General features: G+C 69.3%; 30 protein-coding genes and 1 riboswitch. Of the genes, 4 read left to right on the forward strand and 26 right to left on the reverse strand.

The features are described from left to right. The first annotated feature begins 23 nt into the window (after nucleotides 1–23). Both SLNSH_RS01235 and SLNSH_RS01240 read left to right on the forward strand, forming a co-directional pair. The gene (locus SLNSH_RS01235) at nucleotides 24–2,117 is read left to right on the forward strand and encodes a 3-hydroxyacyl-CoA dehydrogenase NAD-binding domain-containing protein (RefSeq protein ID WP_106334815.1); all 2,094 of its coding nucleotides are present in this window, start codon (nucleotides 24–26) and stop codon (nucleotides 2,115–2,117) included. A 59-nt stretch (nucleotides 2,118–2,176) separates the two neighbouring features. Then, entirely contained in the window at nucleotides 2,177–3,106 is a 930-nt protein-coding gene (locus tag SLNSH_RS01240) for a mechanosensitive ion channel family protein (RefSeq protein ID WP_106334816.1), read from the forward strand. Nucleotides 3,107–3,169: 63 nt separating this feature from the next. Here the strand turns inward: SLNSH_RS01240 and SLNSH_RS01245 are convergent, their stop codons facing one another. The 26 genes from SLNSH_RS01245 to SLNSH_RS01370 form a co-directional block, all read right to left on the reverse strand. Continuing rightward, nucleotides 3,170–3,940 (reverse strand): SDR family NAD(P)-dependent oxidoreductase, encoded by a 771-nt coding sequence (locus tag SLNSH_RS01245; RefSeq protein ID WP_106334817.1) that lies wholly within the window; start codon nucleotides 3,938–3,940, stop codon nucleotides 3,170–3,172. A gap of 136 nt (nucleotides 3,941–4,076) precedes the next feature. Continuing rightward, entirely contained in the window at nucleotides 4,077–5,111 is a 1,035-nt protein-coding gene (locus tag SLNSH_RS01250; protein ID WP_106334818.1) for a phosphotransferase, read from the reverse strand. 1 nt (nucleotide 5,112) lies between these two features. Continuing rightward, nucleotides 5,113–6,342: an acyl-CoA dehydrogenase family protein gene (locus SLNSH_RS01255; RefSeq protein WP_106334904.1), complete on the reverse strand. Its 1,230-nt coding sequence runs from the start codon at nucleotides 6,340–6,342 to the stop codon at nucleotides 5,113–5,115. Nucleotides 6,343–6,396: 54 nt separating this feature from the next. Further along, complete coding sequence (locus tag SLNSH_RS01260) at nucleotides 6,397–7,599, reverse strand: acetyl-CoA C-acyltransferase (protein WP_106334819.1); 1,203 nt, start codon at nucleotides 7,597–7,599, stop codon at nucleotides 6,397–6,399. 13 nt (nucleotides 7,600–7,612) lie between these two features. Continuing rightward, nucleotides 7,613–8,542: an SDR family NAD(P)-dependent oxidoreductase gene (locus SLNSH_RS01265; RefSeq protein WP_106334820.1), complete on the reverse strand. Its 930-nt coding sequence runs from the start codon at nucleotides 8,540–8,542 to the stop codon at nucleotides 7,613–7,615. 15 nt (nucleotides 8,543–8,557) lie between these two features. Continuing rightward, nucleotides 8,558–9,049 (reverse strand): MaoC family dehydratase, encoded by a 492-nt coding sequence (locus SLNSH_RS01270; RefSeq protein ID WP_106334821.1) that lies wholly within the window; start codon nucleotides 9,047–9,049, stop codon nucleotides 8,558–8,560. Continuing rightward, the gene (locus SLNSH_RS01275; RefSeq protein WP_106334822.1) at nucleotides 9,050–9,871 is read right to left on the reverse strand and encodes an SDR family oxidoreductase; all 822 of its coding nucleotides are present in this window, start codon (nucleotides 9,869–9,871) and stop codon (nucleotides 9,050–9,052) included. A gap of 176 nt (nucleotides 9,872–10,047) precedes the next feature. Next, nucleotides 10,048–10,575, reverse strand: a complete 528-nt coding sequence (locus SLNSH_RS01280; protein WP_342587850.1) for a ferritin-like domain-containing protein — start codon at nucleotides 10,573–10,575, stop codon at nucleotides 10,048–10,050. A gap of 105 nt (nucleotides 10,576–10,680) precedes the next feature. Then, nucleotides 10,681–11,244 carry a c-type cytochrome gene (locus SLNSH_RS01285; protein ID WP_245421948.1) on the reverse strand — a complete coding sequence of 188 codons (564 nt, stop codon included), beginning with the start codon at nucleotides 11,242–11,244 and terminating at the stop codon, nucleotides 10,681–10,683. Beyond that, nucleotides 11,225–12,130 carry a cytochrome c oxidase assembly protein gene (locus tag SLNSH_RS01290; protein ID WP_106334823.1) on the reverse strand — a complete coding sequence of 302 codons (906 nt, stop codon included), beginning with the start codon at nucleotides 12,128–12,130 and terminating at the stop codon, nucleotides 11,225–11,227. Before SLNSH_RS01290 ends, SLNSH_RS01285 begins: the two co-directional genes overlap by 20 nt. Continuing rightward, nucleotides 12,127–12,525: a hypothetical protein gene (locus tag SLNSH_RS01295; RefSeq protein ID WP_106334824.1), complete on the reverse strand. Its 399-nt coding sequence runs from the start codon at nucleotides 12,523–12,525 to the stop codon at nucleotides 12,127–12,129. The genes SLNSH_RS01290 and SLNSH_RS01295 overlap by 4 nt, the downstream gene beginning before the upstream one ends. Continuing rightward, nucleotides 12,519–13,118, reverse strand: coding sequence for a cytochrome c oxidase subunit 3 (locus SLNSH_RS01300; protein WP_106334825.1), 600 nt, complete (start codon nucleotides 13,116–13,118; stop codon nucleotides 12,519–12,521). The genes SLNSH_RS01295 and SLNSH_RS01300 overlap by 7 nt, the downstream gene beginning before the upstream one ends. Continuing rightward, nucleotides 13,115–15,037: a cytochrome c oxidase subunit I gene (ctaD, locus tag SLNSH_RS01305; RefSeq protein ID WP_106334826.1), complete on the reverse strand. Its 1,923-nt coding sequence runs from the start codon at nucleotides 15,035–15,037 to the stop codon at nucleotides 13,115–13,117. Before ctaD ends, SLNSH_RS01300 begins: the two co-directional genes overlap by 4 nt. Then, nucleotides 15,034–16,071, reverse strand: coding sequence for a cytochrome c oxidase subunit II (locus tag SLNSH_RS01310; protein ID WP_106334827.1), 1,038 nt, complete (start codon nucleotides 16,069–16,071; stop codon nucleotides 15,034–15,036). Before SLNSH_RS01310 ends, ctaD begins: the two co-directional genes overlap by 4 nt. 146 nt (nucleotides 16,072–16,217) lie before the next feature. Continuing rightward, complete coding sequence (locus tag SLNSH_RS01315) at nucleotides 16,218–16,745, reverse strand: c-type cytochrome (protein ID WP_245421950.1); 528 nt, start codon at nucleotides 16,743–16,745, stop codon at nucleotides 16,218–16,220. A 22-nt stretch (nucleotides 16,746–16,767) separates the two neighbouring features. Next, nucleotides 16,768–18,561: a methanol/ethanol family PQQ-dependent dehydrogenase gene (locus SLNSH_RS01320; RefSeq protein ID WP_106334829.1), complete on the reverse strand. Its 1,794-nt coding sequence runs from the start codon at nucleotides 18,559–18,561 to the stop codon at nucleotides 16,768–16,770. Nucleotides 18,562–18,723: 162 nt separating this feature from the next. Next, complete coding sequence (locus SLNSH_RS01325; protein WP_146140142.1) at nucleotides 18,724–18,996, reverse strand: hypothetical protein; 273 nt, start codon at nucleotides 18,994–18,996, stop codon at nucleotides 18,724–18,726. A 49-nt stretch (nucleotides 18,997–19,045) separates the two neighbouring features. Then, nucleotides 19,046–19,576, reverse strand: coding sequence for a hypothetical protein (locus SLNSH_RS01330; RefSeq protein WP_106334831.1), 531 nt, complete (start codon nucleotides 19,574–19,576; stop codon nucleotides 19,046–19,048). Between the two features lie 11 nt (nucleotides 19,577–19,587). Further along, entirely contained in the window at nucleotides 19,588–20,763 is a 1,176-nt protein-coding gene (locus SLNSH_RS01335) for a zinc-dependent alcohol dehydrogenase (protein WP_106334832.1), read from the reverse strand. Between the two features lie 219 nt (nucleotides 20,764–20,982). Beyond that, the gene (locus tag SLNSH_RS01340) at nucleotides 20,983–21,243 is read right to left on the reverse strand and encodes a hypothetical protein (RefSeq protein ID WP_106334833.1); all 261 of its coding nucleotides are present in this window, start codon (nucleotides 21,241–21,243) and stop codon (nucleotides 20,983–20,985) included. Nucleotides 21,244–21,247: 4 nt separating this feature from the next. Next, on the reverse strand, nucleotides 21,248–21,859 hold the full coding sequence (locus tag SLNSH_RS01345; RefSeq protein WP_425352963.1) for a cytochrome c oxidase subunit 3 family protein: 612 nt from the start codon (nucleotides 21,857–21,859) through the stop codon (nucleotides 21,248–21,250). Continuing rightward, nucleotides 21,852–22,244, reverse strand: a complete 393-nt coding sequence (locus tag SLNSH_RS01350) for a hypothetical protein (protein WP_106334834.1) — start codon at nucleotides 22,242–22,244, stop codon at nucleotides 21,852–21,854. Before SLNSH_RS01350 ends, SLNSH_RS01345 begins: the two co-directional genes overlap by 8 nt. Then, the gene (locus SLNSH_RS01355; protein WP_106334835.1) at nucleotides 22,241–22,639 is read right to left on the reverse strand and encodes a putative zinc-binding protein; all 399 of its coding nucleotides are present in this window, start codon (nucleotides 22,637–22,639) and stop codon (nucleotides 22,241–22,243) included. Before SLNSH_RS01355 ends, SLNSH_RS01350 begins: the two co-directional genes overlap by 4 nt. Nucleotides 22,640–22,643: 4 nt before the next feature. Then, nucleotides 22,644–23,678, reverse strand: coding sequence for a hypothetical protein (locus SLNSH_RS01360; RefSeq protein WP_106334836.1), 1,035 nt, complete (start codon nucleotides 23,676–23,678; stop codon nucleotides 22,644–22,646). Between the two features lie 56 nt (nucleotides 23,679–23,734). Continuing rightward, nucleotides 23,735–23,989 carry a DUF2249 domain-containing protein gene (locus SLNSH_RS01365; protein ID WP_106334837.1) on the reverse strand — a complete coding sequence of 85 codons (255 nt, stop codon included), beginning with the start codon at nucleotides 23,987–23,989 and terminating at the stop codon, nucleotides 23,735–23,737. 15 nt (nucleotides 23,990–24,004) lie between these two features. Continuing rightward, the gene (locus SLNSH_RS01370) at nucleotides 24,005–24,319 is read right to left on the reverse strand and encodes a metal-sulfur cluster assembly factor (protein ID WP_106334838.1); all 315 of its coding nucleotides are present in this window, start codon (nucleotides 24,317–24,319) and stop codon (nucleotides 24,005–24,007) included. A gap of 101 nt (nucleotides 24,320–24,420) precedes the next feature. Continuing rightward, nucleotides 24,421–24,617, forward strand: a riboswitch (cobalamin riboswitch). Between the two features lie 83 nt (nucleotides 24,618–24,700). On the opposite strand from SLNSH_RS01370, the gene SLNSH_RS01375 reads away from it, so the two are divergent. Both SLNSH_RS01375 and SLNSH_RS01380 read left to right on the forward strand, forming a co-directional pair. Beyond that, complete coding sequence (locus SLNSH_RS01375) at nucleotides 24,701–24,886, forward strand: CbtB domain-containing protein (RefSeq protein WP_106334839.1); 186 nt, start codon at nucleotides 24,701–24,703, stop codon at nucleotides 24,884–24,886. 10 nt (nucleotides 24,887–24,896) lie between these two features. Next, nucleotides 24,897–25,670 (forward strand): CbtA family protein, encoded by a 774-nt coding sequence (locus SLNSH_RS01380; RefSeq protein ID WP_106334840.1) that lies wholly within the window; start codon nucleotides 24,897–24,899, stop codon nucleotides 25,668–25,670. The last annotated feature ends 326 nt before the right edge of the window (nucleotides 25,671–25,996 follow it).

The following is a 25,996-nucleotide window of genomic DNA, read 5'->3' on the forward strand; positions in this document are numbered from 1 at the left end:
GACAGACAACGACCGAGGACCGCATGAGCGAACCAAGCCCCGTCACGACCCGTCGCGAGGGCGACGTCGCACTGATTCTGGTCGACAACCCGCCCGTGAACGCCCTGTCTCAGGCCGTGCGCACCGGCTTGCTGGCCCAGGTTTCCGCCGCGGTCGCGGACCCCTCCGTCCATGCCCTGGTGATCGCCTGCGAGGGCCGGACCTTCATCGCCGGCGCTGACATCCGCGAGTTCGGCAAGCCGCCGCTCGCCCCGGGATTGAACGAGGTTCTGGCCGCCATGGAAGGCTCAACCAAGCCCGTTGTGGCCGCCATCCATGGCACGGCGCTGGGCGGCGGCTTCGAGGTCGCGCTCGCCTGCCATGCCCGCATCGCCGACCCGAAGGCGTCCGTCGGATTGCCTGAGGTGAAGCTCGGCATCGTGCCCGGCGCCGGCGGCACCCAGCGCGCGCCGCGTCTCGCCGGCCCCGTGGCGGCCCTGGAGATGATGGCCTCCGGCAAGCCCGTGAAGGCCATCGAAGCGAAGGCCAAGGGCCTGCTGGACGCCATCTCCGGCCCGGATCTCCGCGCCGACGCGATCGCCCTGGCGCGGGAGCTCACGGAGAAGCCGCCGCGCCGGACGAGCCAGCTGATCATTCCGCCCTATGACCAGGACGAGTTTGAGAAAGCCGCTTCGTCCGTCCTGGCCAGGGCGCGGGGCCAGCTCTCTCCCGTGAAGGTGGTCGAGGCGGTGCGCCTCGCGACACGCCTGAGCTTCGAGGAAGGCCTCAAGGCCGAGCGCGCCATCTTCGCTGAGCTGGTCGGCTCGGACCAGGCCAGGGCGCTGCGCTACGCCTTCTTCGCCGAGCGTGAGGTCCAGCGCGTGCCGCACCTCCACGGGGTGGAGCCCCGGCGCGTCGATACGGTCGGCGTGATCGGCGCGGGCACCATGGGGGCCGGCATCGCAGTGGCGCTGCTGGACGCGGGCCTCCGCGTCACGGTGGTCGAGACCAGCACGCAGGCGGTGGGCGCCGGTTGGGACCGCATCGCCGGCCTCTACGCGCGGGCGATGAAATCGGGCCGCCTCGACGAGTCCGGCAAGGACGAGCGCCTGTCGCGTCTGACCGTGACGGAGGACTTCGGCGACCTCGCCGGGATGGACCTCGTGATCGAGGCCGCCTTCGAGGACATGGCCGTGAAGAAGGACATCTTCGCGCGGCTTGGAACAACCGCTCGGCATGGGGCCGTGCTGGCCACCAACACCTCCTACCTCGACGTCAACGAGATCGCCGAGGCGTCCGGCCGTCCGGCCGACGTGATCGGCCTCCATTTCTTCTCGCCCGCCAACATCATGCGGCTGGTCGAGGTCGTCGAAGGCGCGGCCAGCGCCAAGGAGGCCGTAGCGACTGGCGTGGCCCTGGCGAAGCGCCTCGGCAAGCTGCCGGTGACCTGCGGGGTCTGCGATGGCTTCGTGGGCAACCGCATCCTGGCCGCCTGGCGTCAGGTGACCGACTTCGCCCTTGAGGACGGCGCTCTTCCCCAGGAGGTCGACGCCGCGCTGGAGAGCTATGGCATGGCGATGGGGCCCTTTGCAGTGGCCGACCTCGCCGGCCTCGATATCGGCTGGGCGCGGCGCAAGCGCCTCGCTGCGACCCGAGACCCCCGCGGCCGCTACGGCGGGACCGTCGCCGACCGCCTCTGCGCCCAGGGCCGCTTCGGCCAGAAGACCGGCATGGGCTACTACCGCTACGAGAACGGCAAGCGGCAGGTCGATCCCGAGGTCTCGGATCTCGTGGAGAACGTTTCCACGGAACTCAGGCGCAAGCGCGAGCCCTTCGACGCCGACCGGCTGGTCCGCCGGGTGCGCGCCGCCATGGTCAACGAAGGCGCGAAGATCCTGCGGGAGGGAATCGTCGCGCGCGCGCTCGACATCGACATGGTCCTGCTGCACGGCTACGGCTTCCCCGCCTGGCGCGGCGGCCCCATGTTCGAGGCGGACGCCATCGGCCTCCCGGCGGTCCTGGCTGATGTGCGGGACTTGCACCAGGCTTACGGGGCCGGCTGGGAGCCTGCGCCGCTCCTGGTCGAACTGGCGGAAAACGGCGGGAGCTTCGCCGCCCATGGCAGGCCGGCCGCCTAGCCCTCACGAACAATCGGCCGAGCGGCGCATTGAAAGGCTTCAACAGCCCAGGATGCCCCGTGCCCGCCGAGTCCCACCTGTCCACCGCCAAGATCGAGGAGCTCATCAAGGGCTTCTTCTGGCTCCTGCCCAATTTCGCCCTGGCCCTCGGGGTCGCGGTCGTCTTCTGGCTCGTCGCCTGGGGCGTGCGCGCCGTTGTCCGACGCGTGTTCAAGCGGCGCGGCCGCGACAACCTGGGCGAGCTGTTGGCGGAGTTCGCCCGCTGGGGCGTGGTCCTGCTCGGCGTGCTCGTGATCTCCGCGATCGTGTTCCCGTCCATCAAGCCGGCCGACCTGCTGTCGACCCTGGGCGTCGGCTCCATCGCGATCGGCTTCGCCTTCAAGGACATCCTGCAGAACTGGATGGCCGGCCTGCTGATTCTGTGGCGCCAGCCGTTCCGCCGCGGCGACCAAATCATTGTCGGCAAATACGAGGGCACGGTGGAGCACATCGAGGCCCGCGCCACGCTCATCAAGACCTATGACGGCCGCCGCGTGGTGATCCCAAACAACGATGTCTACGCCACCTCGGTCATCGTCAACACCGCCTTCCCCAAGCGCCGCAGCCAGATCGAGATCGGGATCGGCTATGGCGACGACTTGGAGAAGGCCCGCGAGGTGATCCTGTCCACCATCAAGGGCGTGAAAGGCGTCGAGGCCGAGCCGCCGCCCGAAGCGCTGGCCTGGGAGCTCGGCGCCTCCTCGGTCAACCTCCGCATCCGCTGGTGGACGAAGTCCATCCGCACCGACGTGGTCCACACCATGGCGCGGGTCGTCGAGGCCCTGCGCAACGCCCTGACCGAGGCGAAGATCGACCTGCCCTTCCCGACGCAGACCATCCTGCTGCATGACCAGACGGAAGACGCGGACAAGGACCGCGCCCGCCATCGCGAGGGCTGGCCGCCCGGGCCCGGCGAGAAAGCCGCAAACGCGAGCTCCGCAGCCGAATGATCAGGCGCCGTGATGCCGGGCGCACCGAAGGCGCGGGAGATGATCCAGGGGAATGGGCCCCTGTCACACCGCCGACAACCCGCCGTCCACGGGCAGAGCCACGCCGGTCACGAAGGCGCTTTCCGGCCCGCAGAGCGTCAGCATCGCCCCCACCACCTCGTCCACGCTGGCGAGCCGCCGCATGGGGATGGCGCCCAGCACGCGCGCCAGCGCCTCGTCGGGGCCGCCGCGCATCTGGGCGAGTTCGTCGTGCACCATCGCGGTGTCCGCGAAGGAGGGACACAGCGCGTTCACCCGGATGTTCCTGCGGGCGTACTCGGCCGCCGCCGTTTTTGTGAGCCCGACCACGCCGTGCTTCGCGGCGGCGTAGACCGACAGGAGAGGCGCGCCGACCAGCCCCGCCACCGAGGCCATGTTCAGGATCACACCTCCGCCCTGCCGCTCCATGGCGGGCAGCTGGTGCTTGAGCGCGTAGAACACGCCCGTAAGGTTCACCGCCAGGACCTTCTCGGCGAGGCCTGAATCGACCTCGGGCAGCTTGCGGAAGGGGTGCATCATCCCGGCGTTGTTCACCGCGACGTCCAGCCGCCCATAGGCGGATAAGGCGGCCTCGACCAACCGCTGCGCGGTGGATTCCTGGCAGACGTCCCCCGGCTCGACCGCCACCTCCGCGCCCCCGCGGCGCAAGCCGGCGGCGAGCTGCTCCAGGCGGTCGGCCGAGAGGTCGGACAGCACGAGCCGCGCCCCCTCGTCCGCGAACCGCTCAGCCGCCCGCCGGCCGAACCCGCCCGCAGCGCCCGTAATCAGGACGGATTTTCCCGCAAACCGATTCATGGCGCCTCGCCCTGAGAAATCAGAGCGGCCGATGTCTCCCCGTCCATGCGAGGAGCGCAGCGACGAAGCAATCCATCGCGGCGGGCGCCATCGCCTTGATAGCTTCGCTCCGCTCGCAATGACGGAAGGAGAATGATCATCCCCGCGCCTCCACGAGGTCGCACGCCATCTGGGCCAGCAACGGGACGGCGCGCCCCATCTTCAACCCGTGCTCGGGGTTCGAAGCGTTGCCGTCGAGCACGCGCTTCAGCACGCCCTGCAGGATGGCGGCGAGGCGGAAGAAGCTGAAGGCGAGACAGAACGTCCAGGTCGGGATGCCGTCGAGACCCATGCGCCGGCAATAGGCCGCCACATAGGCTTCCTCGGTCGGGATCCCGAGGGCCGAGCGGTCCACGCCCGCAAGGCCGCGGAAATCGCCCTCGTGCGGCAGCCGCCACTGCATGCACTGGTAGGCCAGGTCCGAAAAGGGATGGCCCAGCGTCGACAGCTCCCAGTCGATGATGGCGAGCAACTTCGCCGAGTGGGGCGCAAAGATCATGTTGTCGATGCGGTAGTCGCCATGCACGAGCGACATGCGGCCGTCGTCCGGGGGCCGGTTCTCCCCCAGCCAGGCGATCAGCCGGTCCATGGCGGGGATGGGCTGGGTCTCGGAGGCGCGGTACTGCTCGGACCATCGCGCCACCTGGCGGGCGAAGTAGTCCCCGGACTTGCCGAAATCAGCGAGGCCGATGGCCTGGACATCCACGGAGTGCAGCGCCGCGAGCGCCGCGTTCATGGCGTCGTAGACGGCCGCGCGCTCGTCCGGTTGCGAGTCAGGCATCGCCGGGTCCCAGAACACCCGCCCTCGCACCTCCTCCATGACGTAGAACAGCGTCCCGAGCACGGACTCGTCCGTGCACAGCGCGAGCGCCTTGGGCACGGGCACGTCCGTCTGCGCGAGGGCGCTGATCACTCGGAATTCGCGGTCCACCGCATGGGCGGACTTGAGCAATTGGCCGGGCGGCTTTCGGCGCAGCACGTAGGCGCCCGAGCCGGCAGTGATGCGGAATGTCGGGTTGGACTGCCCGCCCGGGAACTTCTCGGCGCTCAGTGGCCCCCGGAAGCCGGGGACATGCGCCTCCATCCAGCGCGCCAGCGCCGCCTCGTCGAGGGCCGCGACGGTCCCGCTCATGTCACTCGCCCGCGTTGGTGTAGCGCTTGAGCTCCGCCTTCGCGACCACGCGCCGGTGCACGGCGTCGGGCCCGTCCGCGAGGCGCAGCGTGCGCAGGTGCGTCCACATGCGCGCGAGCGGGAAATCCTGGCTGATCCCCGCCGCGCCGTGCATCTGCACGGCCTCGTCCGTGATCTTGAGCGCGATGCGCGGCGCCACCACCTTGATCTGGGAGATCCAGGGCGCCGCCGCGCGCGTGCCCGCCGTGTCCATCATGTAGGCCGCCTTCAGGCACAGCAGGCGCGCCATCTCGATCTCCATGCGGCTCTCGGCGATGATGTCGTAGTTGGCGCCAAGGTCGACGAGCTTCTTGCCGAAAGCCGTGCGGGTGTTGGCCCGCCGGCACAGCGCCTCCAGGGCCCGCTCCGCCTGCCCGATCGCCCGCATGCAATGATGAATGCGCCCCGGTCCGAGCCGCCCCTGCGCCACCTCGAAGCCGCGCCCGCGGCCATGCACGAGGTTGTCCTTCGGCGCCCGCACGTTCTCGAAGCGGATGTGCATGTGACCGTGCGGGGCGTCGTCCTCGCCATAGACCTGCATGGCCCGCAGCACAGTGACGCCCGGCGTTCCAGCAGGCACGAGGATCATGGAATGGCGGTGATGCCGGTCCGCCTCCGGATCCGTGAGGCACATGACGATGTAGATCTTGCAGCGCGGGTCGCCAGCGCCCGAAGCCCACCACTTCTCGCCGTTGAGCACCCATTCGTCGCCGTCGAGCCGGGCCTCCAGGGCGATGTTGGTGGCGTCGGACGAGGCCACGCCAGGCTCCGTCATCAGGTAGGCCGAACGGATCTTCCCATCGAGCAATGGCTCAAGCCACTGCTTCTTCTGCGCCGGCGAGCCGTAGCGCTCGAACACCTCCATGTTGCCCGTGTCCGGCGCGGAGCAGTTGAACACCTCCGCCCCGATGAAGGACTTGCCCATCTCCTCGGCCAGGTAGGCGTACTCCACCGTGGACAGGCCGTAGCCCTTCTCCGAATCCGTGAGCCAGAAGTTCCACAACCCGCGCTCGCGCGCCTTGGCCTTGAGCCCGTCCAGGATCTCGAGCTGCCGCCGGGTGTGCGCGAAGCGGTCGCCGGCCTTGCCGACCTCCTCCTCGAACTCGCGCTCGAGCGGGATGATCTCGTCGCGCACCATGGCCCGCACCTTGTCCAGGATGGGCCGCAGCTTCTCGGTCACGCCGAGGTTCATGGCGCCGACGATCGGCTCTCCGAGCGACATGGCGTGTCCTCCCCCTTGTGTTTGTTATGCGACTTCGAACAACCCGGCCGCGCCCATGCCGCCGCCCACGCACATGGTGACCACGACGTGGCGCACGCCCCGGCGCTTGCCCTCGATCAGCGCGTGCCCGACCATGCGCGCGCCCGACATCCCGTAGGGATGACCGATGGAGATGGCCCCGCCGTTCACGTTGAGGCGCTCATCCGGAATGCCGAGCCGGTCGCGGCAATAAAGCACCTGCACCGCGAAGGCTTCGTTGAGCTCCCACAAACCGATGTCATCCACCGTGAGCCCGTGCTGCTTGAGGAGCTTCGGCACGGCGAACACGGGCCCGATCCCCATCTCGTCCGGATCGCATCCGGCGACCGCGATACCCCGGTAGATCCCGAGCGGCTGCAGGCCGCGCCGCTGCGCCTCCTTCGCCTCCATGAGGACGCTGGCCGAGGCGCCGTCCGACAACTGCGAGGCGTTGCCCGCCGTGATGAACCTCCCTTCCCGGATCCGCTGCCCGTCCTTGAACACCGGCTTCAGGGCGGCGAGCTGCTCCACGGTCGTGCCCGGGCGGTTGCCCTCGTCCTTGGCGAGCCGCGTCTCGACCGCGGACGCCAGGCCCGTCGCCTTGTCTTGCACGGCCATGCGGCTTGGCATGGGCGCGATCTCGGCGTCGAACCGTCCGGCCGCCTGGGCCGCCGCCGTGCGCGCCTGGGATTGCGCCGCATAGGCGTCCTGCGCCTCCCGGCTCACGCCGTAGCGTTCGGCCACCACCTCGGCGGTCTCCAGCATGCTCATGTAAAGGGCGGGCGCGCGCTCCTCGAGCCAGGGATCCCGGGCGCGAAAGCCGTTCATGTGCTCGTTCTGGCAGAGCGAGATCGACTCGAGTCCGCCACCGACCGTGACCGTCATCCCGTCCACAATGATCTGCTTGGCCGCGATGGCGATGGCCATCAGCCCGGACGCGCATTGCCGGTCGACGCTCATGCCGGCCACCGTCGCGGGTAGCCCCGCCCGCAACGCCGCCTGCCGGGCGATGTTCACGCCCGTCGAGCCCTGCTGCAGCGCCGCGCCCAGGATCACGTCGTCGATCTCGGCTGGATCGACCCCGGCGCGACTCACCGCCGCGGCGACCGCGTGGCCGCCGAGCGCTTGCGCCTGCGTGTCGTTGAACGCGCCCCGATAGGCTTTTCCGATCGGCGTGCGCGCTGTCGAGACGATCACCGCTTCGCGCATGGGCGCCCTCCCCTTATCGGCTCGCCTTGAGGTCGATGCCTTTGTGCTGGGCCGCCATCCTGACGAACTTGTCCGTCTGGTGGAAGGCCTCGGTCAGCTCGCTCTCGTTGCTCGTGTCCGAGATGGCCGCGAAATGGGCCGCCACGCCTTCGGGCGTGCGCTCAGCCTCGTCAAGGTAGACGCCTTCCGTCTCGGTGATCACCGTCTGGGCGAACACGCCCGCGCCGGCGCACAGGATGGTGCGCGAGGGGGCCACCTCCGAGACCAGGTAGAGCACGCCGGGCGTGATGCTCTCGGGCCGCAGCAGTTGCAGCGCCTGGGGCGACATCAGCTGCTCCGTCATGCGGGTCGCCGCCGTCGGGGCGAGCGTGTTGACCCGGATGTCGTGCTTGCGCCCCTCCAGGTGCAGCACGTTCATCAGCCCCACGAGAGCGGCCTTGGCCGCCCCATAGTTCGACTGCCCGAAATTACCATAGAGGCCCGAGGACGAGGACGTGAACACGATTCGCCCGTAGTTCTGCCGGCGCATTGTCTCCCACACGGCCTTGGTGCAGTGGACGGAGCCCATCAGGTGGACGTCCAGCACCTTGCGGAAGTCCTCCATCTCCATCTTGGCGAAGGTGCGGTCGCGCAGGATGCCCGCGTTGTTGACCAGGATGTCGATCCGCCCCCACCGGGCCAGCACGTCCTGGGCCATCGCGGTCACGGCCGCGAAGTCGGTGACGTCCAGCGCGCTCGCGAATGCCTCGCCCCCGGCGTCCCGGATCTCCTCCACGACCCGCTCCGCCGCATATGCGGACCCGCCCGAGCCGTCCACGGCGCCGCCTCTGTCCACCACGACCACCTTGGCGCCCCGCTCGGCCAGGCCCAGCGCATGGCTGCGGCCGAGGCCGGCGCCTGCGCCGGTCACGATGGCGACCCGTCCGTCGAACCTGATGCTCATCGCCCCCTCCTCGGCTCAGTCCAGCACGCGCAAGGTCAGCCAATCCGCCACGATCGCGGGCCTGTCCTGCCCTTCGATCTCCACGGTGGCCGCGACCCGGATCATCAGCTCGGTTGCGGACCGCTCCGCCAGCTCACGCAGCATGAAGCGGCCGCGCACCCGCGACCCCGGCCTCACGGGAGTGACGAAGCGGAGCCGGTCGAACCCGTAGTTCACTCCCATGGACGACCCCTCCAGCGAGGGCACGGCGTCGTAGGCCATCACGCTCAGCAAGGAGAGGGTCAGGAACCCATGCGCCACCGTGCTCCCGAAGGGCGTCTTCGCCGCGCGCTCCGGATCGATGTGGATGAACTGCTTGTCATGCGTGAGCTCGGCGAAGCGATCCATCATGTCCTGGGTGACGTCGACCCAGGCCGAGACGCCAAGTTCCTGGCCCACGCGTTCGCGATAGGCCGTCAGGGACAGGGCGGTCCGCGGCCCCTCGACCGGCAAGGGATGGTCCGACATTCACTCCACCTCGAACAGCTTGTGGCCAACGTCGCAGGCGATGCCGCCGTCGATCGGCAGGATGGCTCCAGTCGTGTAGGCGCCCCCGCGCCCGCACAGGAACAGCAGCGCCCCGGCGACGTCGCTCGGCCGCCCGATCCGCCCCATCGGAACCGTGGCCGCGGTCTTGGCCCGCACCTCTTCCTCCGCGGTGGCGAAGGCCATCATGCGGCTCAGGAAAGGGCCAGGCGCGAAGGCGTTCACCGTGATCTGCCGCCCCGCGAGCTCCCGGGCCAGGATGCGGGTGAGGTGATGCACGGCGGCCTTGGAGGCCGAATACGAATAGGGTCCCTCGCCCATGGGGGCCGAGCCCATGACCGACCCCAGATTGACCACCCGGGCCGGGTCATCGGGCGAAGCGGCGGCCGTGAGCTCCGGCAGCAGTTCGCGCGTGAGCGTGAACAGCCCCGCGACATTGACTGAGAACACGCCTTCCCAGGCCTTCCACGGGAAGCGCTCGAGCGGCTCGCCCCAGGTCTTGCCGGCATTGTTCACCAGGATGTCGAGGCGGCCTCCGGCGCGGCGCTTGACTTCAGCGGCGAGCGCCAGCACGCCCTCCTCCGTCCCGACATCTCCCGCGAAGCCCTCGCAGGAGCCCGGCGCGCCGAGCGCGTTCAGCTCCGCGGCGACCCGTTCGCAGGCCTCGCCCTTGCGCGAGGCGATCAGCACCCGGGCGCCGGCCTGCACCAAGGCTTCGGCGCACATGCGGCCGATCCCGGTCGCGCCACCGGTGACCAGCGCGGTCTTGCCCGCGACGGAAAACAGCGATGCCAGATAGTCCACGCCCGCGCCTCCCGATGTCGCGGCGTCCTGCGCGCCGCGTTGTCTATCGGGTACCACGCCGGCAAGGCGCCCGCCATGGCGCGGAAGCGCAAGGCGGGCTCGCAGGGATGCCCAGCCCGGGTGTGACAACGCCGCCCGCCGGACGGCGGCGTCGGCTCTCAAAGGTCAGGGCTGGATCAGCGGTCGGCCTTCTGGCCGCTGGCCTTGAGGCTCAGGTACTGCTGGGTGACGTCGTCGACGTGCTCGTCGATCCACTTCGCCATGGCGAGTTCCTCGTTGAGGGACTGCTGGAGCACCTGGGCCTCCTGGCTGAACCCGCCGGCCTTCGCTATCGAAATCAGTGACCTGTAGGAGGCGATTTCGAAATTCTCGAAGGCCAGGTTGGCGAAGGTGTTCTTCAGGATCTCGTCGTCCGCCATGGCGTGGGTCATCGCGCCCATGTTGGCCATGAACTGGGTCGCCATGTCCTTCAGCACGGAACGGCTCTCGTCGAAGCGCGCCAGGAGCTGGTCGAGGCGCTCCTCCTGGGCGTTGGTCTCGTCCAGGTGCTGGCGCAGCTTCTGGGCCACGTCCGGGTAGCTCTTGACGCGCTCGAGCTGGCGCTCGATCAGCTGGCGGGCCTGCTTCTCCAGCGCATGAGCGTTGCGCAGGCCGGTGATGAACTCCGAGCGGATGGTGTCGGAGCCGCCATCGGACATCGTCATGCGAATTCTCCAAACATGCGGGGGATCAGAGCCCTCAACGGCGTCCGCGCCCGCATGTTCCGCTGGCCGCTGGGCAGTACGCGCGCGCTCAGGGCCGAAGCGCGGTCAGCGCGGCGCTTCCTGGAGCAGATAGGCCGCCACGTTGCGCGCGTCGTCGATCGAGATGCCGGTGTTGGGCATGGCAGTCTGCGGATCGACGCCATGCGGGTCGTGGATCCAGCGCGCCAGGTTCTCCGGCGTGTTCGGCAGCCGCCCCGCCAGGAACACGCGCTGTCCGACGGTGTCGAGCGGCGGCCCGACCCGCCCTGCCGCGCCGCGGACGCTCGTGAGCGTGTGGCATCCCCCGCATCCGTAGCGCCGCACGAGGTCAGGCGCCCGCCCGGGATCCCCTTCGATCAGCGCGCTCCTGAACTCCGCGCGATGGCGCGAGGCATTCCACCACGACCAGCCGCCCACGCTCGCGGCGAGCAGAATCACTGCCCCGATAGCCGCCAGCCCATGCCGCTGGCCGGAATCGCCCAGGATCGTGGGGCTCGCAACGGCCACGAAGCGCGATGGCGCCACAATGTCGCGGCGCCATACATGGGAGCCCAGGTAGCGGCCGAAGGCCGCCATCGCGCCGATGACGCCCCCGACCACGAGCAGGCGTTCAAGACGCGAGCGGAACATGGCGACCTCCCGCGGTCCGGCTCGACCGGTGGATCCAGAGCCCCATCGCAACCAGCGCCGCCCCGGCGTAGACGACCCCGGCCGGGACCCACATCACAAGACCGGCGAGTTGCTGATCCTCCAGCGGGCTGAGGCCGAACTGCGCGCTGGCCTCCCCCTGCCCGGGGTACCAGGGAGCCCGCGCCAGCGCGATCAGGATGCCAAGGAAGCCGCTGTGCAGGCTGGTGGCGAACAGCCAGAACACCGAGGCGCCATAGGCCCGGGACTTGGCCAGCGACCACCAGAACATCACCGCGGTGCCGAAGAAGCTGAGATGCTGGACGGCGTGCCAGAACGGGTTCTCCAGCGCCAGGGCGAACAGGGACGGCGCGTGCCAGGCCCAAAGCGCCGCGCCGTGCAGCACCGTGGCGGTGAGCGGCTCCGTCAGCGCGTTCCACAGCCGGAGCAGCGGCCCAGCCCCGAAAAAGGCGGCGACGGCGTGCCGCCCGCGGCGCGGGAAGGCCCACAGCATGCCAATCAGCGGCCGCCCGATCACCAGCAGCGGGGCGGCCAGGGTCATCATCAGCTCATGCTCGATCATGTGCGCCACGAAAAGGCGCTCCGACCAGCCAGCGACAGGCGAGCACAGGGTCAGCGCGAGCGAGAGCCACCCGGCCGCGAAGCAGGCGGCCCTCCAGCGGGCGATCCCGCGCCCGGCGCCTGCCCGCCCCCAGAGCCGCACCGTCCCCACGGCGTAAGGCCCGCCCGAAACGGCCAGCATGGCCGTGGCCCAGGGATCCTCGAACCAGCCCGGACCCTCCGCGGCGTGGCCCGCATGGGCCAGCGCCGGACCAGCCGAAGCCGCCAGCGCGAAAACGCAGAGCGACAGCGCAGGCGCCCGCCTCATCGCTCGCACCCGATGAAGACGAGCCCCGCGGCCCCCTGGGTCAGGATCACGATGGCGAACAGCGCGCCCGCGCCGATGCCGACGCCGGCGAGGAAAAGGCCTGGACGCCCGTCCCCTCGCTCGCGGTAGCGCGCCAGCCCGCCGGCCCGGCTGAACACCACGGCCGAGATCGCGGCGCCGGCCAGGGACAGAACGGCCATCGCGATCGACACGTATACGGGCCAGGGCGTCCCGGACCCGCAGGAGAAGGGCGTCAGCGTCAGGTTGGCCTGAGTGTTGACCGCCCAGGCGCCAGGCCCCAGAGCCAGGCCCGCCCAGCCGAAGCGGGGGTGATGGACGCCCGCTCCGGCGGGCTCGACATCCGCCGGGCGTGGAACGGCTTGGCGGCCTACCATCGCGGCACCCAATAGATCAGCACGTACATCGGCAGCCACGCGCCGATCACGAAATACCAGTAGAACGCGTTGTCGCTCACGTCGCTGAAACGCTTGCCCCGGGCGTGCTTGGTGAACATCAGAGCGGTCAGCACCAGCGTGTCCCCCACGTCCGTGATCAGGTGCGTGTAGTGCAGCCCAAGCAGGAGCCACAGCAGCGACCCATAGGCGTTCTGGTCCCAGCGGACGTAGAGCTGCGTGAACTCCCAGAACCGGATGACGAGCGTCAGGAGCCCGATCACGGACATCACGATCAGCAACCGCTGGACCTTGGGCAGGTCCTCCTCATGCCCGGCCCGGTCGACCAGCTTGTTGGGCCAGGCCGAAAGGAGCAGCACGGCCGTCATCAGCGTGCCTGGCCAATGGTTCGGCGGACGGTCGGCGAGCGGCCAACCGGGCGCGAGGTGGTAGAGGTACAGATAGGCCCCGATGGCGAGCGCGAAACCCATCCCCTCCAGGGCCATGAAGCCGAGCGTGCCCCACCAGATCGGGCTTTGCGGCCCATAGCCGTAGGTGGGCAGCCCCGAAAGGTCCGTGACCGGCCGCAGCTTCATGTCACGTCCTCCGTCACGCTCTTGGGCCAGAACCAGCCGATGAGCGTCAGCCCGACCAGCGCGCTGCCCCACACCGCCGCGATCGCCCAGAAGATCGAACAGATGAACGCCACCGCCACCGCCAGCGCTGCGATGAAGGGCCAGATGGATCCGTCCGGCGTGCCCTCGCGCAGGTCAGGCCGCGCTTCCGTGAGCGTGGTGATCAGCAGCTCGCGCTGACTCACCATCAGGCCGTGCGCGACCGGCAGTTCGTCGCCCTCGGCCCAGAGCGGCTCGCGGTGCCGCACGATCGGGTAGCGCGCGAAGTTGTAGACCGGCGGCGGCGAAGGCGTCGCCCACTCCAGCGTGCCGGCGCCCCACGGGTTGTTCCCGGCGGGCGCGCCCGAGCGCATGCTGACGAGGGCGTTGATGAAGAACAGCCCGAAGCTCGCCGCAAGCAGCAGCGCGCCGGCCGTGGAGACCATGTTCAGCGGCCCCCAGCCGAGGTCCGGCTGGTAGGTGTAGACGCGCCGCGGCATGCCCATCAGGCCCAGGATGTGCATTCCGAAGAATGCGACGTTGAACCCGATGAAGGCGGTCCAGAAGTTCCACTTGCCGAGCCGCTCGCTCATCAGCCGGCCCGTGATCTTGGGGAACCAGTAGTAGACGGCCCCGAGCAGCGGGAACACCGCGCCGCCGATCAGCACGTAGTGGAAATGCGCCACCACGAAGTAGGTGTCGTGGACCTGCAGGTCGATCGGCACGGAGGCCACCATCACGCCCGTCATGCCGCCCAGCACGAAGATGAAAAGGAAGCCGAGCACGAACAGCATGGGCGTCGCCAGCACCGGCCGGCTGCCCCAGAGCGTGGCGATCCAGCAGAAGATCTGCAGGCCGCTCGGCACGGCGATGAGCATGCTCGACGCCGTGAAGAAGCTCGCGCCGAGCTGCGGCAGGCCCGTCGCGAACATGTGGTGCACCCAAAGGCCGAACGACAGGAATCCTGTCGCCACCAGCGCCAGCACCAGGGGCAGGTAGCCGAACACCGGACGACGCGAGAACGTGCCGACGATCTGGGAGACGAAGCCCGTCCCGGGCAGGAAGATGATGTAGACCTCGGGGTGGCCGAAGAACCAGAACAGGTGCTGCCACAAGAGGGTGTCGCCCCCCTCGGCGTAGTTGAAGAAATGCGTGCCGACCAGCCTGTCCAGGATCAGCATGGTCGAGGCCAGCATCACGGCGGGCATCGCGAACATGATCAGGAACGAGGTGACCAGCATCGCCCAGACCAGCAGGGGAATGCGGTCCAACGTCATCCCCGGCGCGCGCTGCTTGAACACCGTGACGATCACCGACACGGCCACGGCCAGCGACGACACCTCCGTGAAGGTGATCATCTGCGCCCAGATGTCGGAGCGCTTGCCCGGCGAGAACTGCGGGCCCGAGAGCGGCGTATAGGCGAACCAGCCCACGTCCGGGCCGATGTTCATCAGGAAGGCGACCCAGATCATCAGGCCGCCCAGCACGTAGACGTAGTAGCTGAACAGGGTGAGGCGCGGGAACGCGATGTTGCGCGTGCCCACCATCAGCGGCGCCAGGTAGACCGCGAAGGCCTGCATTACGGGCACGGCGAACAGGAACATCATGGTCGTGCCGTGCATCGTGAACAGCTGGTTGTAGAGGTCCGGCCCGATGAGCTGCGACTCGGGCCGCGCCAGCTGGAGCCGCATCAGCGCCGCGGCGCTGCCGGCCAGCGCGAGGAAGACGAAGGCCGTGAAGATGTAGCGCCGGCCCACGGCCTTGTGGTCGACATCCGACAGCCAGCCGATCAGCCCGCTCTTGGCCCCCCAGGCCCTGCTCAGCCGATCGTGCAGGTCCTCGGCCGCGAGGTCGGTGTCGCGCAGGTCTTTTTCGCTGGCCCGGATCGCCACGTCGGTCATTTCAGGCTCTCGAGATAGGCCGCGATGGCGTTGAGTTCGTCGGGTTCGAGCTTGGTGAGCGGCATGTCCACCCCAGGCTTCACCCCGTGCGGGTCGACGATCCAGGCCGCGAGGCTTCCGCGGGTCAGGGGCAGCGTGCCGGCGGCCAGCGTCATGCGCGAACCGACATGCGTGAGGTCCGGGCCGGAGCGCCCGCCGGCGTCCGTGCCCCGGATCTGGTGGCACATCACGCAGGAGCGCTTGAGGAAGGCGTCGTGCCCGGCCTGCTGCTCGTCGCTGGACGGAGACGCGGCTTCAGCCCGCTGCCGGTCTCGCCAGCGCTCGAAGTCCGCCATGGGCTCGGCGACGATCAGAAGGCCCATGTGGGCGTGCTGCTGCCCGCAGAACTCGGCGCACTGGCCCCGGTAGACACCCGGCTGCGTCACGAACACGCGCTTGACGTTCTGCCGCCCCGGGATCAGGTCCTCCTTGCCCATGAGGCGCGGAACCCAGAGGCTGTGGATCACGTCGGAGGCTTCGAGCTTCAGGGTCACCGGCACGTTCACCGGGACGTGGATCTCGTTGGCGGTCTCCACGATCCGACTCGGATCCGCGTCCTCGTACTGGAGCTCCCACCACCACTGCTTGCCGGTCACCAGGATGCTGAGCCCCTCCTGGCGGGGGGCGAACAGCGACCGCTGGGTGGCGTAGCTGAGCCCGGTCAGCACCAGCACGGTGAGCGCGGTAAGCCCGCCCAGGACGCCGACGATGACCGTGCGGCTGCGCTCGCCGGCCGGATGCAACGCCAGCGCGTCGAGAGGAGTAGCTCCCGCCGCAGGCGGAGCCACCCGCCTCCCGCCCCGGATGGCGATCAGCATCGCGATCACGACCGCCAGCCAGATGGCCCCGAGCAGGCCCGTGAACGTCCAGATCAGCCACGCGATGTCGTGCGCCTCTGGCGCCTTCGGGTCGAGCGCGTCAGGCCAACGTTCGCACCCTGTCAGAACCGACGGCAAGGAAAGCGCCACCAAGCGGGTGCGCCTCCCCGCCGTCATTGCGAGGAGCGCAGCGACGAAGCAATCCAGGGAGGCCCGGCCCAGGAAAGCTCGGCGCGCGGCGCTCCTGGATTGCTTCGCTGCGCTCGCAATAACGGCCCACCTGGTTGCGCGGGCGCTCCAACATGCATGGCGGCCGGGGCCGTTCATCGGCTGGGGCTCGGCGCGACGGTGCCGCCGTTCACCGGCGGACTGGGCGGCGTCCGGCTCTCGGACGGATGCGGATGCATGGAGTCGTTGCGCTGCGGCGCAGAGTCGGAGCTCGTGTTGCCCGACATGGACCGCACATAGGCGGCGATCTGCCAGATCTGCTCGTCCGGGATCTTGCCCCGGAAGGAGGGCATGCCGTTGGGCCGGCCCTCCCGGATCGTCTGCACAATGTTCTCGATCGAGCCGCCATAGATCCAGCGGTCGTCCATCAGGGGCGGCCCGGAGCCGCCGCCGCCGTTGGAATGGCAGCCGTTGCAGTTGAACCAGGCGTAGTACTTCTTGCCCTGGCTCTGATCGTAGGCGCTCGCCTCGTACTTGGCCCCCTTGCCGCTCACCCGGATCTCGGGCGGGCTCGGCCCCGCCGAGTTGGTGGTCAGGGCTACCTGCTCCCGGGTCTCGGACGCCACCGGCGAGGGGCGCTGGTCCCGCTCCTCGCGCTGGCAGGCTCCGAGGAGCGCCCCCATGGCGCACGCCGCCATCAAGGCCTTAAGGGAGCCGGAACACATAGAGCATCCCTCCGGCCGTGGTGGCGTTCTTGAGGTCGCGCATGGCGTTCACGAAACCCAGCGCAGCCGTGCCGTCGCGCGGGTCGAGGTCTCCGGACACGATGGCGCCGGACCAGCCGCCGACGCCCGACAGAATGGCCACGTACTGGCGCCCGTCGGGACCGCGATAGGTGGTGGGCTGCCCGATGATCCCCGAGCCGGTCTTGAACTGCCAGACAACCTCCCCCGTCTTGGCGTTCACGGCTTTGAACCAGCCTTCCATGTCGCCATAGAAGACGAGGTCGCCGGCCGTTGAGAGCGCCCCGCTCCACACGGGGAAGCGCTCCTTGATGACCCAGGCCGGCTTGCCCTCGAGGATGTTCCAGGCCGTGACCTCTCCCATGTGGCCGCCCGGACCTGGCTTCATGCGCACCTCGGCGCCCACGAAGGGCGTCCCGGCGATGTAGTTGGTTTCCTGGGACTCCCAGTCCATGCACAGGTTGTTGTGGGGGATGTAGAGCAGGCCCGTGGATGAGGAGAAGGACGACGGGTTCCAGTCCTTGGCGCCCGGCGCGGTGGGGCATACGTCCCGCAGGACTTTGCCCACCGACGGCTCCTTGTCTCCGACGCGCTGCAGCCGGCCCGTCTTGAGGTCAACGCCGGTGGTCGTGTTCGTGTAGGCGTAGGCTTCCGCAGACAGCACCTCGCCGGTGGCCCGGTCGATCACATAGAGATGGCCGTTGCGCTCGGGCCGGACGAGCACCTTCCGGGGCTGCCCCTTCCAGGTGATGTCGAGCAGGATGCTCTCGTTGATGCCGTCCCAGTCGAACAGGTCGTGGGGGGTGGCCTGGTAGGCCCAGCGCGCCTGCCCCGTATCGATGTCGCGGGCGAAGACCGAGTTGGTCCACTTGTTGTCGCCCGGCCGCTGCGCGGAGTTCCAGGGCCCGGGATTGCCGACGCCATTGTAGAGCAGGTTCAGGTCGGGGTCGTAGGCGACCCAGCCCCAGACCGTGCCTCCGCCGTGCTTCCAGGCGTCCGGCGGCCAGGTCGAAATCCCCAGGTCCTTGCCTTTGTCGGCGTCGTAGAACGGCTTGAAGTCCGGCCCGATCAGGACCTCTTTGTCGGGCCCCGTGCTGAAGGCCTTCCAGACGGGCTTGCCGGTGTTGGCGTCGAGCGCCTGAATCCAGCCGCGGACGCCGTATTCGCCGCCCGAGTTGCCGACGAAGACTTTCCCCTTCGCCACGAAGGGGGCCATTGTGACCGTCTCGCCCATGTTGATGTCGGCGATCTTGGTCCGCCAGATCATCGTCCCTTTCTCGGCGTCCACCGCGATGATGGAGCCGTCGAGGGTCGACATGAACACCTTGCCGTCCGCCACCGTCGGGCCGCGGTTGACCACGTCGCAGCAGGCCACGCCCTGCGAGGCCTGCTCAGGCTTGGGATCGTAGCGCCACTTCATGGGCGCGCCCGGCTTGGTCAGGTCGAGCGCATAGAGCGTGTTGGGATAAGGCGACACCATGTAGAGCGTGTTCCCCGCCATCACGGCGGGGGACTCCTGGCCACGGTTCACGCCGAGCGAGAAGGTGAACTCAGGCCGCAGGTTTGCGACGTTCGAGAGGTTGATCTCGTTGAGTTCGCTGTAGCGCGTGTTGGCGAAGTTCTTCGCCGGCATGGTCCACTGGCCGTCGTCCTTCGGGGCGGCCGAGAGCGGCGGGGTAACAGTCGGTGATTGCGCGAAAACAGGTCCGGCCAAAGCGACGGAGATCAGGAGAGCCGAGAGCCGAGCAAGCCGCATGAAGGGTCTCACCGCGCCGGGTACAATCAGGCCCTCTCAACCAGAGACTTAGATTTGGGTTCCACACGGGAATGTGAAGAGCTCGCAATCTGTTCGAAAAGCAAACAAAGACAAGCCGGCCGAAGCGGGATGCTTCGGCCGGCTCAAGAAAGAGCAATCTGATTACTGCCGTGCCGGCGCTGCAGGTTGAGGCGGCGACACGGAGGAGCCTGGCGAGACCGCCGAGCCGGGAGAGCCCGGCGCGGGCGGCACGTCCGCATTGGGGCTCGTGCCCACCGGGTAGCGAGGCGCGTTCGGCGGCGCCTTGGGCGCGTGCCCGAACATCGTCGGCGTCACCACAGCGATCAGCAGCGCGGCGACCACCAGCGCAAGGGCGACCGCCCATTTCATCGGATTGCGCATCCGGCGCCGGGGATCACTGTCACGTGGGCCCATCGAAGCCTCCTTTTCCCAACGAACGCGCCGCAGCGTCCCGTGTTCCGGTTCAGGCGCCCTGCCGCTGGGCCGTCGCCACCCGCCGGGCCGCCTCGACGCCTTGCGGGAAGCCGGTCCGGTCCGCGTAGCGGCGGGCGTCGCCATTGCTCTTGCGGCCATGCCGGACGGCGACCGCCTTGGTGGCCGCGATGTCGAGCATGGTCACCCCGACCACCATCGCGAGAGCCAGCCCGACATTGTCCCGCCGGCGGTTGCGGGGGCCCATGGCTGCCAGCAGGGTCGCGATGTCGAGCGCGTCGCCCACCACGCGGCTCGTGAGCCCGACCTGCTTGTCCGGCGAGAGCGTGACCACTCCGGCCGCCAGCTCGCGGGCCCCATAGGCGCGCACCAAAGGCTCCATGCCTTCCATGCCGAGCGCCCGCGTCAGCTTGCGGGGCGCGACGAGCTCCACAAGGCCGAGCCCGATGCTGAACCAGCCCAGGCCTCGCGCCAGCTTGTCGGTCATGCTGAGCGAGCTGGGGCCCGTGCGCAGGATCCTGGGGTCGCCTTCGCTGCGGGTGATGTTGGACAGGAAATTCATCGCATCACCTCTCAGGGCTTGAGCACGACTTTGACGCAGCCGTCCTGCTTGTCGCGGAACGTCTTGTACATCTCGGGCCCGTCCTCGAGCCCGACGGTGTGGGTGATGACGAAGGAGGGATCGATCTGCCCTTCCTCGATCCGCCGCAGCAGGTCGTCCGTCCACTTGTTGACGTGGGTCTGCCCGGTCCGGACGGTCAGGCCCTTGTTCATCAGCATGCCAAGGGGGATCTTGTCGTCGAGGCCGCTGTAGACGCCGGGGATCGAGAGCACGCCGCCGCCCCGGCAGACGTAGATCATCTCGCGCAGCACATGCGGTCGGTCGTTCTCCAACATCATGAACTGCTTGGCGCGGTCGTAGATCGTGTCCGGGTAGGACAGGGAGACGTGGCTCTCCATGCCCACGCAGTCGATGCACTTCTCCGGGCCCTTGCCGCCCGTGAGTTCGTTCAGGCGCTCGATCACGCTCTCCTCGTCGAAGTTGATCGTGATCGCCCCGCCCGCGGCCGCCATGCCGAGCCGCTCCGGCAGGCGGTCGATGGCGACCACCTGCTTCGCGCCGAGCAGGATGGCGCTGCGGATGGCCATCTGGCCCACGGGCCCGCACCCCCAGATCGCGACCGTGTCAGTCGGCTCGATGTCGCACTGGGCCGCCGCCTGCCAGCCGGTCGGGAAGATGTCGCTGAGGAACAGCAGCTTCTCGTCCGGGATTCCGTCCGGCACCTTGATGTGGGTGGCGTCCGCGAACGGCACGCGGAGATATTCGGCCTGTCCGCCCGGGTAGCCGCCGGTCAGGTGCGTGTAGCCGAAGAGCCCGGCCGTGGTGTGCCCGAAGGCCTTTTCCGCCAGGGCCTTGTTGCGGTTGGACCGCTCGCACACCGAGAAGTTGCCCCGCCGGCACTGGTCGCATTCGCCGCAGATGATGGTGAACGGAACGACGATCCGGTCGCCCTTCTTGAGCTTGCCGCTCGCGCCCGAGCCGACCTCGACCACCTCGCCCATGGTCTCGTGGCCCATGATGTCGCCCGGCAGCATGGCGGGAATGAAGTTGTGGAAGAGATGCAGGTCCGAACCGCAGATCGCGCAGCTGGTCACCTTGATGATGGCGTCGCGAGGATCCTGGATCTCCGGATCCGAGACGCTATCGCATCGAATGTCTTCCTTGCCGTGCCAGACCAGGGCTTTCATGGGCGGCTCCTTCCTCGGCGTTCAGACGGGCGCAGCCGCCCGCGAAGCCGCGCCCGGCGGTCCCGCGAAGCGGCAGGCTCATGTCGCATGGGCCGGAAATCGCCCGCGCGCGGCAATGTTCCGCCCCTCGGCGGGACGCGCGGAATGGAACCTGAGGGGAACAAGAAGGCGCAGCGGCAGAAGCCGGCGGCTACGCCCAGGCCGACACCTCGCCTACGATCAGCCGATCACGGCGAGGGCCCAGGCCAGGCCTGCCACCGTGATGACCCCGGCGCCGATGCCCCGCCGCCAACCGGCAGGCGCCCAGCGCAGCCCAAGGAAGTCCATCGCCACCAGGCGCGCCTTCGCCAGGAGGGCCGCCACCACGATCCCGTCCAGGATCCCCTTCGGCAGGCCAGCCTGCAGGGCGACGACCGCGCCGCCGATGATCAGCAAAAGCGCGAGCCAAGCGAAATCGGCCCGCCGGGTCAAAACATCCATGGGATCACCCGATCAGGTACACAACGGGGAACATCACGATCCAGACGAGGTCGACCATGTGCCAGAACGCCGCTCCGGTCTCGACCGCCTCGTCATCCGCTCCCCAGGCGACAACGCCCAGGATCACGGCTCCGAGCGCCACGTGAAGGGCGTGGAAGCCCGTGAGCAGGAAGTAGAGGGTGAAGAACACATCCCCCTCGAGTCCGTGCCCGGCTGCGATCTCCCCCGCATATTCGAAGCCTTTGACGCCAAGGAAGCCCAGGCCGAGCACGATCGCAGTCGCGATCCATGCCCGGGCCCGCCCCGGACGGCGCAGGCCCGCCGCCTCGGCCCCGCGCGCCGCGCACCAGCCGCTGGTCGCCAGCACAGCCGTATTGAGCGCCGCCAAGGCCGGGCTGAGCTGGGCCTGGCCGGCCGCGAACACCTCGGGATGGAGCCGCCGCGTGACCGCGAAGGCGCACAACATGGCGCCGAACACCACGAATTCGCTCAGGATCAGCACCCACATCATCGGGTGACCCGGCAGGCCGCGGAAGATGATCCACACGCCCTCGTCCGCGTCGCCGATCTGCGCCAGGTCGGTCCGCGCCAGGTCGGTCCGCGCCAAGTCAGTCATGAGTCGCCCTTTGCTCCCGGCGAAGCGCCGCCGCGTCTTGGCTGGGCGGCTCGCCGCTTCCAGCGGCCAGGCTGCGCAGCGCGCCGGCCCCTTTGCGGGCCGCCTCGGCGACGTCGTCGAACAGATAGGCCAGCTCGGCGTAGACGCTCGCGTCCGCCTCGTCGCAGGCGATCTCGTCGAGATCCGACATCAGCGCCACGATGCCGGCGATCAGGTCACGCTGGCGTCGGGACTCGGCGAGCTCGCGCCGCGCCTCGCGGCGCGCCTCCAGTTCGGCGAAGCGCGCCAGCGCGTCCGTGAGCCGAGCCCGGCATGCGCAGTCCAACTCCACCGTGCGCAGCACGACCTCCACCCGGGAGATCACCGAAGCGGTTGCGGCGCTCATGCGGGCTCGTCCTCCATGACAGCACGGATGGCCGCTCCCGGAAGTCCGTCCCGGACGAGCTGGAACACCCGGTCGGCATCCGCGGGGTCGAAATCGGCCCCGTAGCGCTTCCGCACGCCGACCTGACCCAGTTCGTGGTGAACGGTCGGCGTCACCCCTTGCCGCGCCAGGCAATTGCGCACGCACGCCAGCGCGCAGCCGTCGATGGCCACGATCGGCCTGCCCGACTGCGCCGTCCGCACCAGCGACCGGACATCTCCGCCAACGCCCGCGATGCATGACATCTCGGCGTGCCCCCTGCGGTCGAGCCGCACGGCGACCGCGTTGGCGAGCTGCGCCGCGCTGGAGCATCCCGAGCACGAGTAAACGAGTGGAAGATCGGGATTGCGCGCCATGGCTCTAGCCCCTCGCTCCCGTGGGCCGCGCCCGCTCCGGTGCCCGGCCGGCCCCGACCAGGCAGGCTGCGAATGCGGCGAAGGCGGCCACGGTCAGGGGCCCGCTCGCCATGCGCACGGTCTCCAGAGACCCGAGCGCCCCACCCACCCGCAGCAGGATCGCGCCGTGGAGCAGGCAGAGCGGGACATACAGCGCGGGTGAGAACCGCAGCCGCACCCCGAGCACCGCCGGGAGAATGATCAGCGCATGGCCGAAAACCATCGAGCCCACGAAGCCGAGCATGGCGGCATGGATCGGAGCGTCGTAGCGGCCTGGAAGATCGAGGAAGGGAGCCGTCGCCAGGATCGCCGCCGCAAGGGCGAGCCAGCCGTAGCCGGCCAGCATGCAGGTCGAGAAATACCGCACGTCGCCCTGTCGGCGGATGTTGACGCGGGCCACGTCGCGGCCGACCAGGGCCGCCACGAGAAGCGCCAGGCCCACGCCGAAGACCGCGGAGCCCGCGGGCTCCAGCAGCCCTGCCCCGGCGCCCGCGCCCATGAGGCTGACGCCGAACAGAAACGCCGCGTCCCCCCAGCGTGAGGGCCGCACCAGCCGGCTCATCTCCAGCCGCTCGCCCCCGATGGTCAGGATCAGGAACATCAGCCACCAGCCCGCCCCTTCGGCGGTGGACCCAGTCGTGAGCCAGGCCACGCAGCCCGCGAACCAGGAGAGCGCGCCAAAGAGCATCGCGGCGGATGGCAGGCCGGGTTCTTCCCTGGCGAGATAGGTCGTCACAGCCGCATAGCAGGCGGCCGCCAGGCCGAAGACCGCCGCGACCGTCGCGGCGGGGGCGCCAAACGGAACGAGGCTCGCTCCCGCGGCCGCGAGCGCAGGCGCCGCCCAGGGCCATGAGCGGCCCAGGGCGACGGCCCTTTCGACGCCGATCAGGGTTCCGAACACGCCGCAGACCATGAGCGGCCCGTGCAGGGTGGCGGCCGCCAGGCCGGTAGACCCGCCCCAGCCCAGCCGGGACAGTCCGCCCGCCAGGCCCAGCATCATGGCGCTCCCCGCCATCGCGAGGAGCAGGAGTCGCCCGTTCGAAACCCTGGCCACCGTCAGTCCAGGACGCGGGAGATCCGGACGCGCCAGACCTCCGGGCCCTGCTCCTCGTAGTCCCAGGCGAACGCGCCGGGGCGGTATTCGCCGAACTGGTAGTGCAGCGGGCGGGGATCGTGGTCGTTGACCAGCAGGAAGGCTTCGCCCGGTGACAGCATGTCGAACGTGCCGAACACGATGGGGTGCCGCATCTTCGGCACGATCTGCCGGACGTCGATGGTGGTCTCAGTTACATTGCCGCAGCCACACGACATAGGGGGTCTCCGTTTTCACCTGGACAGAAGCGCGCGCGCCGCCCCGGACATCCGATCCGGCGTCCAGCGAGGCTCCCAGACGAGTTCGACGCCGACGGCCGTCGCCGCCCCGAAGCGGTCTTCGAGACAGACTTTCGTTTCCTCGAGGATCAGCCCCGCCAGGGGACAGCCCCGCGACGTCAACGTGATCGCCACGTCGACTCGGCCGGGCGCCCTGCGGGCCCTGTAGACGAGCCCGAGGTCGACGATCCCGACGCCCAGTTCGGGGTCGCGAACATCCGCGATGGCCTGGAGGATTGCGGGATCGAGCGTATGGGTGGACGCGTGCATGCCTGTTTTGTGCAACGGCCGGGCCGGGCGTTCTTTGCCCCGGGACAAACAGCCGGCGCCTGGCGCGGCGTGTTCATGATGGACGCCGGCGAAGAACCCGGTATGGTGCTTGGCGCGACGGCGCCCTTCGGGGCTGAAAAGGGAACGCAGTGAGGGTTTGCGCCCAAGGCTGCGACTGCCCCCGCAACTGTGAGCGGCGAGGGAAGGCGAGTTGACCACTGGCGTCCATGGACGCTGGGAAGGTTCGCCGGAGCGACGACCCGCAAGTCAGGAGACCTGCCGCCGCGCAACCAGGGTGATGCGCCCCTGGTTCGGACGCGCCTGCCCCGGCAAGCCGCGGTCCGAACGGGGGACCGCGACATCAGCAACTCGGGGTAGATCATGTTGCATCAGTCCACCGTCACGATTCCCGCTTCGACCAGCAAGTCGACCTCCGCGGTCGCGCAGGCGCTCTTCGCCGTTCTGCTGGGCGCGTTCATCGTCGGCTTCGCCGGCTTTTCGAATATCGGGGCGGTGCACAACGCGGCCCACGACACGCGCCACGCAAACGGCTTCCCCTGCCACTGAGGAGGTCTGCGTGTCGGTGTTTCGCGCCATCGTCTTCACGGCGGCGGCTGCGGGCCTGTGCGTCGGCCTCACGGTCACGGCCATCCAGCACGTCGGCCCGATTCCCCTGATCCTCAAGGCTGAGGTCTACGAGAAGCAGGCGGAAGCCGCGAGGCAGGCGGCGCCCGCGCCTGAGGCGCCCGCCGCCGCATCCGCACATGGGCAGGACGGCGGCGGCCACAACCACGCTGGTCACGACCACGGCGGGCACGACCACGCGGCCGCCGCATGGGAGCCCACGGACGGCCTTGAGCGCAACGCCTACACGGCGCTGTTCAACGTCGTGGAATGGATCGGCTTCGGGCTGGGCCTGGCCGGGCTGCTGGTCGTCGCGAGACGTCCTGCGTCGTGGCGTGAGGGGCTCTTCTGGGGCCTCGGCGGCTTCGCCGCCTTCGCGCTTGCGCCGGGCCTGGGCCTGCCGCCGGAGCTGCCCGGCGCGCCCGCCGCCGAACTCGGCGCAAGGCAGGCATGGTGGATCGGAACCGCGCTCGCCACGGCCTCGGGCCTGGCGCTGATGGCCCTGGGTCGCTCCGTGCTGCTCGGCGTCCTGGGCGGCTTGCTCGTCGTGGCGCCGCACGTGATCGGCGCCCCTCAGCTGGCCGAGGGCGCCAGCGCCGTTCCGGACGCTCTTTCGCGGCAGTTCACGACCGCCGTGACGGTCACCACCTTCATCTCATGGGCGCTCCTCGGAGCCCTGACCGGCGATTTCCTGCGCCGATTCGGCGGAGCCGAGCTCAAGTCCTGACAGAGCGCGACGAATGTCGCGGCTGTTGATGTGGAACCGCGCGTCCGGCCCCAGCCGGGCGCGCGTTTTCTTGTCGAGCGCCGCCCGGTCGAAAGCCCCGCGATGGTGCGCAAGGAAGCGCTCGCAGTCCTCCAGGCTTGCGCATCCGCGAAGCAGCACGCGGAAGGCCCGCCGGTGCACGACGCATGCGCCGCGGTGACCCGGGGGCGTGAACGTCAGAAAGTCTCGCTGGTCGATGTCGCTCATGGATGCCGCACAGTGGCGCCGACCACGTCCGGCGCCCACGACCGCGAGGCTTCGCCAGCCCCGCTCTCCAGGAACTCGCC

Origin of the sequence: Alsobacter soli, assembly GCF_003004785.1 — a bacterium.
Lineage (GTDB): Bacteria > Pseudomonadota > Alphaproteobacteria > Rhizobiales > Beijerinckiaceae > Alsobacter > Alsobacter soli.